This is a genomic window from Arthrobacter sp. SAFR-179 (genome assembly GCF_059414945.1).
Genome location: NZ_JBPFDM010000001.1, coordinates 672,567 through 681,141 on the forward strand (window position 1 = coordinate 672,567; position 8,575 = coordinate 681,141).

The 8,575-nt window shown below is 60.1% G+C and carries 9 protein-coding genes; 3 read left to right on the forward strand and 6 right to left on the reverse strand.

The genetic code is table 11. The features are described 5' to 3' along the window. Window positions 1-152: 152 nt before the first annotated feature. Window positions 153-896, reverse strand: coding sequence for a glycosyltransferase (locus tag ACR65K_RS03260; RefSeq protein WP_440151316.1), 744 nt, complete (start codon window positions 894-896; stop codon window positions 153-155). Window positions 897-1,006: 110 nt separating this feature from the next. On the opposite strand from ACR65K_RS03260, the gene galE reads away from it, so the two are divergent. Next, window positions 1,007-2,029: a UDP-glucose 4-epimerase GalE gene (galE, locus tag ACR65K_RS03265; RefSeq protein ID WP_440151317.1), complete on the forward strand. Its 1,023-nt coding sequence runs from the start codon at window positions 1,007-1,009 to the stop codon at window positions 2,027-2,029. Between the two features lie 164 nt (window positions 2,030-2,193). Here the strand turns inward: galE and ACR65K_RS03270 are convergent, their stop codons facing one another. The 4 genes from ACR65K_RS03270 to rfbB are packed head-to-tail and all read right to left on the reverse strand — an operon-like array spanning window position 2,194 to window position 5,758. Further along, window positions 2,194-2,607, reverse strand: a complete 414-nt coding sequence (locus tag ACR65K_RS03270) for a DUF2304 domain-containing protein (RefSeq protein ID WP_056334896.1) — start codon at window positions 2,605-2,607, stop codon at window positions 2,194-2,196. 12 nt (window positions 2,608-2,619) lie between these two features. Beyond that, on the reverse strand, window positions 2,620-3,285 hold the full coding sequence (locus ACR65K_RS03275; RefSeq protein WP_235565175.1) for a glycosyltransferase family 2 protein: 666 nt from the start codon (window positions 3,283-3,285) through the stop codon (window positions 2,620-2,622). Between the two features lie 43 nt (window positions 3,286-3,328). Further along, a complete protein-coding gene (locus tag ACR65K_RS03280) occupies window positions 3,329-4,756 on the reverse strand; it encodes a sugar nucleotide-binding protein (RefSeq protein WP_056334899.1) in 1,428 nt (475 codons plus the stop codon). 3 nt (window positions 4,757-4,759) lie between these two features. Then, window positions 4,760-5,758: a dTDP-glucose 4,6-dehydratase gene (gene rfbB / locus ACR65K_RS03285; RefSeq protein ID WP_440151318.1), complete on the reverse strand. Its 999-nt coding sequence runs from the start codon at window positions 5,756-5,758 to the stop codon at window positions 4,760-4,762. 210 nt (window positions 5,759-5,968) lie between these two features. Between rfbB and ACR65K_RS03290 the strand changes: the two genes are divergently transcribed. Both ACR65K_RS03290 and rfbA read left to right on the forward strand, forming a co-directional pair. After that, window positions 5,969-7,261 carry a hypothetical protein gene (locus ACR65K_RS03290; protein ID WP_440151319.1) on the forward strand — a complete coding sequence of 431 codons (1,293 nt, stop codon included), beginning with the start codon at window positions 5,969-5,971 and terminating at the stop codon, window positions 7,259-7,261. A 2-nt stretch (window positions 7,262-7,263) separates the two neighbouring features. Continuing rightward, a complete protein-coding gene (gene rfbA, locus ACR65K_RS03295; RefSeq protein ID WP_440151320.1) occupies window positions 7,264-8,133 on the forward strand; it encodes a glucose-1-phosphate thymidylyltransferase RfbA in 870 nt (289 codons plus the stop codon). A gap of 76 nt (window positions 8,134-8,209) precedes the next feature. Here the strand turns inward: rfbA and ACR65K_RS03300 are convergent. Further along, on the reverse strand, window positions 8,210-8,575 hold a 366-nt coding region (locus ACR65K_RS03300; protein WP_440151321.1), incomplete at its 5' end, for an LGFP repeat-containing protein.

Genomic DNA, 8,575 nt, shown 5'->3' on the forward strand with positions numbered 1-8,575 from the left:
ATTATGAAGCTCTGCGTACCGGCCAACCTGCGGAGGGTTGACAGGACCGCGGCTGAAACCCTCTTGAAGCAGATGGCGCACGCCGCCCGACACCAGTGCCGCCCTTAGGAGCCGCCACGGGCAGTGGGAACAGGGGCGTCAGTGGGGGGTATCTAAACGGACTGCAGCGCTTTGCTCCGGCGGACTGCCTCAACAAATGCTTTGCTCAGCATCCAGCGGGACTTGAGAATGGTCGGGATGCCCCGGAAAGTCTTAGGCGTGGTGTTGTTTGCGTGGAGGCGGCGGCTGAGGGTTTCGCGTTCGAGGTGCGCCATTGTTCCTCTGACGTTGGCGAGCATAGCAAGCCATTGGTCGTGGGTTTCGTAGAGGAACGGGGGGAAGGGCAGGCTGCTTTGAATGAAGGTGCGGCGGAAGGCCATGGCGCAGCCGTAGTAGGGGATAACACCGATCCAGAGTCGGATGAGGTTCCGGATCCTGTGGCCGCCCGTGCCCTCTTTGAGTCGGAGTTGCTCAAGTTTGCGGGGCGAACCTTCGAAATAGCTGAAATTTGAGGCCACTGCTTCGGCGTTCTCAAGTGCCCGGATGAGGGCTTCTACGCGTCCGGGGAGCCAGAGGTCGTCCTGGTCAGAGAGCATGACGACCTCTCCGGTGCTGAGTTGGAGGGCTTTTTCGAAGTTGCGGACGTATCCGAGGTTTTCTTCATTGAAGTGCGCTTTGACGCGGGGGTCATGAAGGTTGGTAAGCCACTCCCGGGTGCCGTCGGTGGATCCGTCGTCGACGATGATCACTTCGTCATGGTCGGTTAGTTGCGCGAGGATGGAATCCAGTTGTTCGTGAATGTGCTGGGCGCCATTGTAGGCGGCCATGCAAACGGATACGACCGGTCGTGTGGGCATGCATATTCTCCGAACGGCTTGGATGCGGGGCGTCACCCATCATAGCAACGGCCCAGTCGGCGGTCGTGCCGGATTGAACGTGTGCGGCTTTGTGCCGATAGCCTGAAGGTATGAAGATTATGGTTACCGGCGGGGCGGGCTTCATCGGCTCGCATACTGTTTTGCAGTTACTTGAGCACGGGCACGAGGTCATGGTTTATGACAACTTGAGTAACGCCAGCCCGGTGTCCCTCGAAAGGGTGCAGGAGCTTGGCGGCGCACCAGTACAAATGCGCACAGCAGATCTTCTGGACGCGCGTGCGCTCGAAGCGGCTGTGGGGGAGTTCCGGCCTGACGCGGTAATCCATTTCGCTGGGTTGAAGGCCGTGGGGGAGTCCGCCCAGATGCCGTACGAGTACTACATGAACAATGTGGTGGGCACCCTTAATCTGGTGGCTGCCCTGAAGAAGCATGGTGTCGAACGGCTGGTGTTCAGTTCGTCGGCGACTGTCTACGACCCTCAGAACCCATTGCCGTTGCTGGAAGACATGCGCCGTTGCGCAACGAACCCCTACGGGCGCACGAAGCAGCAGATCGAAGAAATCCTGGAGGACATATCAGCTGCGGACCCATCGCTGCGCATCGCGGTCCTACGGTACTTTAATCCGGCTGGCGCACACGCTTCAGGACGGATTGGCGAGGATCCCGTGGGGACACCGAACAATCTCCTGCCATTCGTAGCGCAGGTCGCTGTGGGGATGCGGCCGGTGGTGCGAGTGTTCGGCGATGACTACGACACGCCGGATGGGACAGGGGTACGGGACTACATCCACGTGGTTGACCTTGCCGGTGGGCACCTGGCCGCGCTGCGGTATCTGGACAGCAACGCAGGGTTGTTCACCTGGAACCTGGGTACAGGCCAGGGGACATCCGTACTGGAGGTCATTGATGCCTTCTCCCAGGTCACAGGCCGTCCAGTGCCGTATGAGATCGTCGGCCGTCGGCCGGGCGATGTTGCGGTAAGCCTGGCCGACCCCTCCAAAGCCCTCCGGGATCTTGGGTGGAAGGCTGAACGCTCCTTTGAATCCATGTGTGCAGACCATTGGCGGTGGCAGGAATCCAATCCCTCCGGCTACACCGCCCGGTCCTTGTAGCCGGTCATGGGGTCCTTCCCCCAGTTGGGACGCCGTTTAGGGTTGGAGTCTGTGTGACTGCTTCCAAGGGCAACAACACCAGATAACCCAACTAAAGCCCGAGGGCCTGAGCCCGGTGCGATACCGTGCTCAGGCCCTCGGGGTGGGAAGGTCCTTGTTGGCCTTCAGCGCTCAGTGCTGGTGGCTCCGGTCGGCTGCTGATGAGTGACTGGCGCCTGCAGGCGCGGACGGTCGTCCTCCAGCCAAGGGCGCGCGGCTTCGTCAAGCGCCATGCGCCTCGCCAGCAGCGTCAGCGCGAACTCTGACTGCCGGAACCGCTGGTACGTCGTTGACATGAACACGAAGAAACAGAAAATCAAGGCATAGAGCACCAAGTCCGTGCCGCGACCAATCCCAAGGAACTGTGCCACGCGAGTGAGCAGGTCGGGGAGGAAGATCGAGATCGCGGCCGCGAACGCGAACACCACAAGCAATAGCCGCCGGATTGCCAGGTGCCGTGAGTTCGAGCCTCCCCGCATCAGGGCGAGCGACACAAAAATCACTGCGATAACCAGAACAAGCTGGACTATGAAGATCAAGGGTTTGCCCTCCTATTTAAAGAACAGGTCGGCGACAATATTCACCGAATTAAGCAGGGACTGGCCTTTCGCCTTGGAGTAGTCCGTGTAGATGATGTGTACGGGATGCTCTACGTATCGGACCTTGAACGCCGCCAACTGGTGGACCAGCTCTGACGCGTGGGCCATGCGGTTCTGTTTGAGACTGATGCGGCTGGCCACATCCCGGCCCAGCACCCGCAGGCCGTTGTGGGCGTCGGTCAGGTCCAGCCCGGTTGAAAGCTTCATCTGCAACGCAGCCACCTTCAACACGATCCGCTTCATGGCAGTCAGCTTCGTCCTGGAGTCCAAGAACCTCGAACCAAGCACAACATCCAGCGATTCCGTGCGCAAACGCTCTACCATCGCAGCCGCATCTTCAACGCGGTGTTGCCCATCGGCGTCGAACGTGACGATGGAGTCGGTTTGAGGGTCCTGCAGGGCGTACTCGATACCTGTTTGAAGTGACGCACCCTGGCCAAGGTTCACAGGATGCTCCACCACTACAGCGCCCGCGTTCCGGGCCACAACCACAGAACCATCACGGCTGCCGTCGTCAACACACACTACGTTCGGGAATGTTCCCAAAAGACCTTCGATGACCTTGCCAACAACGGTTGCCTCGTTGTACATCGGAATGACAACCCACGTCTTACTCACCGCACTATCCTCTCACAATCAGACACACACGGACGCGCCACAGTCACCGGACACTTGATGAAGACAGCGGCAGCGAACGCAGCCGCTGTAGCTGGTCAGCCGGAGAGAAACCTGCTGATTTGATTCGTGAGAGGTCGAGGACACTGTTGAGGGGACGCGGCGCTGCAGCCTTACCTGAGAAGTATTCCTCTGTGCTCACGCCGGTTATGGCGTCCCGCGGAGCACCGCAGGCTTCGTACACAGCGGCCGCAATGGCTGCCCAGGACATGGGTTCGCCATCGTTGGACAGGTTGTAGGTGCCGTACGGCGCGCCAGTGGCCAGGAGGTGCTTGATTCCTGCGGCGATGTCCTCAGTAAAGCTGAGCCGGCCGATCTGGTCGTTCACCACCGAAGGTTCTACGCCGCGCCCTGCGAGTGTTGCCATTGTGCGCACAAAGTTATTGCCCTCTCCGATCACCCAGCTGGTACGGACGATGTAGTGCCTCGGCACGACGCTCACGGCCGCGTCGCCTGCTGCCTTCGTCTGGCCATAGACACCGAGCGGGCAGACGGGATCTTCCTCGGTGTAGGCGGATGATTTTGTGCCGTCGAAAACGTAGTCCGAGGAGACGTGGACGAGAGTCAGATTATTTTCGACGGCGATACGCGCCAGGCGCCCCACTCCTGTGACGTTCGCGTCCCATGCCGCCTTGCGGCCCTCAGGTGTTTCCGCGCTGTCAACGGCGGTATACGCCGCAGCATTGATGATGGTGGAGTAGTTCTTCCAGTTGACTTGCGCGCCGGCGTCCTCGGAAGCGAGGTCAAACATGTCCCGGGTAGCGAACTCCACTGACGCGTCGCCATCGTAGGCTTCCTGCAGCGCCTTGCCGAGTTGGCCATTTGCACCGAGGACGAGGGTCTTCCTTTGCGGCATCGGCCTCACATCTGCCAGGCGGGGGTGTGCCTTGTCCTTGTCGGACAGCTCCGCCTGATCCAGCGGGACAGGCCACGGAATGGAAACAGTCTCGTCGGCAAGGTTCAGGAAGGTGTACTGCCCCTGCGCGTCAGCTGACCAGTGATCGTTGACGAGGTACGTATAGGCGGTGTTGTCCTCGAGGGTCTGAAAGGCGTTGCCGACGCCGCGGGGGATAAATATGGCTTGGCTGGCATCGAGTTCCGCCGTGAAGACCGCACCGAACGAGGGTCCTTCCCGAAGGTCAACCCAGGCGCCGAAGATCCGGCCTGTCGCCACCGAGATGAACTTGTCCCACGGCTCAGCGTGGATGCCGCGCGTAGTGCCTGCCTTCTCGTTGAACGAGATGTTGTTCTGGACGGGTCTAAAGTCGGGCAGGCCGAGGGCTGCCATCTTTTCGCGCTGCCAGTTTTCCTTGAACCACCCCCGGTTGTCGCCGTGGACCGGGAGGTCGTAAAGCACCACGCCCGGGATCGGGGTTTGCCGGGAGGACAGCGGCTTTGAGAACTGTATGGACATGTTCTACTGGCCCTGTTCCCTGTACTTTGCTTCCGTCAGTGCCTTTTGGGGCCTCCACCAGTCTTCGTTGTCCCGATACCAGGCAATGGTGTCCTCTATCCCGGCATCGAAGTTGGAGAACTGTGGTTCCCAGCCGAGTTCCTGGCGGAGCTTGGTGGAGTCGATGGCATACCGCAGGTCGTGGCCAGCCCGGTCCACTACGTGGTCGTACGCATCGGGCGACTGGCCCATGTGCTTGAGGATCAGTTCGACGACGTCCTTGTTGTTCTTCTCCCCGTCAGCACCGATCAGGTACGTCTCCCCAATCCTGCCCTTGGCAATAATGGCCAGGACGGCGGAGGAGTGGTCGTTTGCGTGGATCCAGTCGCGGACGTTCTCACCTTTGCCATAAAGCTTGGGGCGGATCCCGTCGATCACGTTGGTGATCTGGCGCGGGATGAATTTCTCGACGTGTTGGTACGGACCGTAATTGTTGGAGCAGTTGCTGATAGTGGCCCGCAGACCGAAGGACCGCACCCAGGCGCGGACCAACAGGTCAGAGCCGGCTTTAGTCGACGAGTAGGGGCTGGAGGGGTTGTACGGCGTCTGCTCGGTGAACCGTTCGGGGTCATCCAGCTCCAGATCGCCGTAGACCTCGTCGGTGGAGATGTGGTGGAAGCGCTTGTTGTGTTTCCGGGCTGCCTCAATCAGCGTATACGTGCCGATGATGTTGGTATCGAGGAACGGGCGCGGGTCATGCAGGGAGTTGTCGTTGTGGGATTCAGCTGCGTAGTGCACCACAACATCAGTGTCAGCTACCAGTCGGTCCACCAGGTCAGCGTCGGCGATATCGCCTTGGACAAAGTTGAAGCGCTCCTCCGGCAGCCCCTTGAGGGATTCAAGGTTTCCGGCGTAGGTCAGCTTGTCCAGAACGGTGACATTGTCATCAGTGTTTTCAAGAACGTAGTGGACAAAATTGGAACCAATGAAGCCGGCGCCGCCGGTAACGAGGAGTCGTTGCATGATTCAAGATCGTAGCCGATAGGGTTTGAACATTGTTTGAATGAAGGGATCTCCGACGTGAACTTGCCGGCTGGCCAACTGCGTCCACCGCGGATTGTCGATGACTCGGAGCCCCCCAGCGTGCCACGGACGCTCCTTCAATTACTCGCTTCATCCCGGAAAAGACTTTTCGCGTGCGCTGCAGCTGTTTTCGGAGCTGCAGCTCTGGCCTTGGCCGCCTGGATCAGGCTTCCCGGGCTCACCAACGGGACCCTCTGGGCCGAGGACGGCGGGATTTTCCTGCGTCAGGCGATGGACAGCCGCTTCCTGAATGGCGTCATGGACCCGTATGACGGATATCTCCACCTTCTTCCCAGGCTTCTGGCACATCTGGCACTGCGAACCGGACCCCTTGAAGCGTACGCCGAGCGGATCTCCTGGTTGTCCTGCGCTTGCGTCGGGCTTGTGGGTGTCGCGGTGTTTTTCCTCAGCCGGCCTTATGTGTCACGTGTTGGCGGACGCCTGCTGCTGGCCGTGATTCCGGCACTCTTGCCCATCGGACCGCTCGAGGTACTTGGTAACACAGCCAACCTGCATTGGTACATGCTGTGGCTGGTGCCGTGGCTTTTGATCCATCCTGCCCGCACCCTTGCCTTCAACGCAGGCCTTGCCGCTTTGGCCTTCGTGGCCGCGTCGACGGAGATCCAAACAGTTCTTTTCGTTCCGCTGGTCGTTCTGGCGGTTCGCACGCATCGTCAATGGGGCGGCTCCGTCGGACTGCTTCTCGGTTTGGCCATGCAGTTCATTACCTACGCAAGCTTCCCGAGGTCTGTCTCGAAAGATGCGGTGCCATGGGACCTTGGCATGGTCCTCATCGGCTGGCTTACGCAGGGAGGCATGTCGAATATTGAAAGTTCAGCATCCAGCGTAGGGGTGGCCTGGACCTACTTTGGCGGGGCCCTGCTGATAATTCCCGTCGCACTCTTGCTCACACCTGTGGTCGCTGGCGCCGCGAAAGGCCGCGAGACCCTGCTGGCCGTCGTGGCGTTCGTCGGGGTTTCCGCGGCGCTTTGGTTTGCCGCTCAAGTTTTTAACAACCGTCCGTTCATGGCATATTCGTCCTTTACGGATGAAGAGTGGCTGAAGTTTGATTTCCTGCGCTACGCCGCTGCGCCGGCCATGTTTGCTCTTGGAGCACTGGCCATCGCTACGGGCGGTTTTCGATGGAGCCAGGAGACGCAAGGTATCCCCGGCACGATTGGGTCCACGCGACGCGTCCTCCGCTGGGAGACGATCTGCTCAACTGTCATTATCACAATTCTTGCTTTCGGCTACTTCCCACCCACCAGTGCCCGCGCTGACGGTCCGTCCTGGCGAGAACAGATCACAGGTGGGCGGGCGGCGTGCGCGGCCGACCCGCGGCTCGCTGAAGTACCGGCGTTCGTGGCACCTCGTGGCTGGGGATTGGAGCGAGTAGCGATATCGTGTAACCGGTTGCGAACCAACGACAACGAAAGAAGGTGAGCGTGCGAGGAATTATTCTCGCCGGCGGTACGGGATCGAGGCTCCACCCGATCACGCTTGGTGTCAGCAAACAACTTGTTCCGGTTTACGACAAGCCGATGATCTACTACCCGCTTTCGACCCTGATTCTTGCGGGTATACGGGATATCCTGATAATTACCACTCCGCACGACGCCGAACAGTTCCAGCGCCTCTTGGGAGATGGTTCGCAGTTCGGTGTAAACCTGAGTTACATCCAGCAGCCCTCTCCTGATGGCTTGGCGCAGGCATTCATTCTGGGTGCGGAGCACATAGGAAGTGAGCCCGTTGCGCTGGTTCTCGGCGACAACATCTTTTATGGTCCGGGCATGGGTACCCAGCTGCGCCGCTTCGAAAACATCGACGGAGGGGCCGTCTTCGGCTACTGGGTCGCCGACCCCACGGCCTACGGCGTTGTCGAGTTCGACGCCGAGGGCAAGGCAATTTCCCTCGAGGAGAAGCCTGAAAGCCCGAAGAGCCACTACGCCGTTCCCGGTCTGTACTTCTACGACAACGATGTTGTCGACATCGCCAAGAATCTCAAGCCCTCACCGCGCGGGGAGCTCGAGATCACCGACGTTAACCGGACCTACCTGGAGCGAGGCAAGCTGCAGGTGGAAATCCTGCCCCGCGGCACTGCTTGGCTTGACACTGGAACGTTCAACGATCTTAACGACGCTTCGAATTTCGTTCGCACCACGGAAAACCGCCAGGGCCTGAAGATCGGCGCCCCGGAAGAAATTGCATGGAGATTGGGCTTTCTCACCGATGATGAGTTGCGCGAGCGCGCCACTCCTCTGATCAAGAGCGGCTATGGCCAGTATTTGATCGACTTGCTCGAGCACGGCGCATAGGCACCTGTGCGCACAAGCCGACGGCGGGTCCGCTTCACTTGCGGGACCCGCCGTCGGCGTTTTCTTTCCACTTGCCTTACTGACGAATGATCCTGGCGCCAGCAGCTGCGGTCCAGTCAATCCGACCTCCCTGGAAGGGCTGGGAGCAGCTCTGACGGTCCGCAGCGCAGGTAACGGGTCCGGTCGGGTAGCCGAGGATACCGCCTTCGAAGCCGGTGGTTTTCCAGGCGTCGCGGATGGGTCCGTTGGGTGAGATCTGGGCGCCTGTGGCGGTGGACCAGAGGATGGCTCCGTTTTGGAAGTTCTGGTAGCAGCCGCCGTTTTTCAGGCCGCAGGTGAGCGGTCCGGTCGGGTATGCGAGGGTGCCGCCTTCGAAGCCGGTGGTTTTCCAGGCGTCGCGGATGGGTCCGTTGGGTGAGATCTGGGCGCCTGTGGCGGTGGA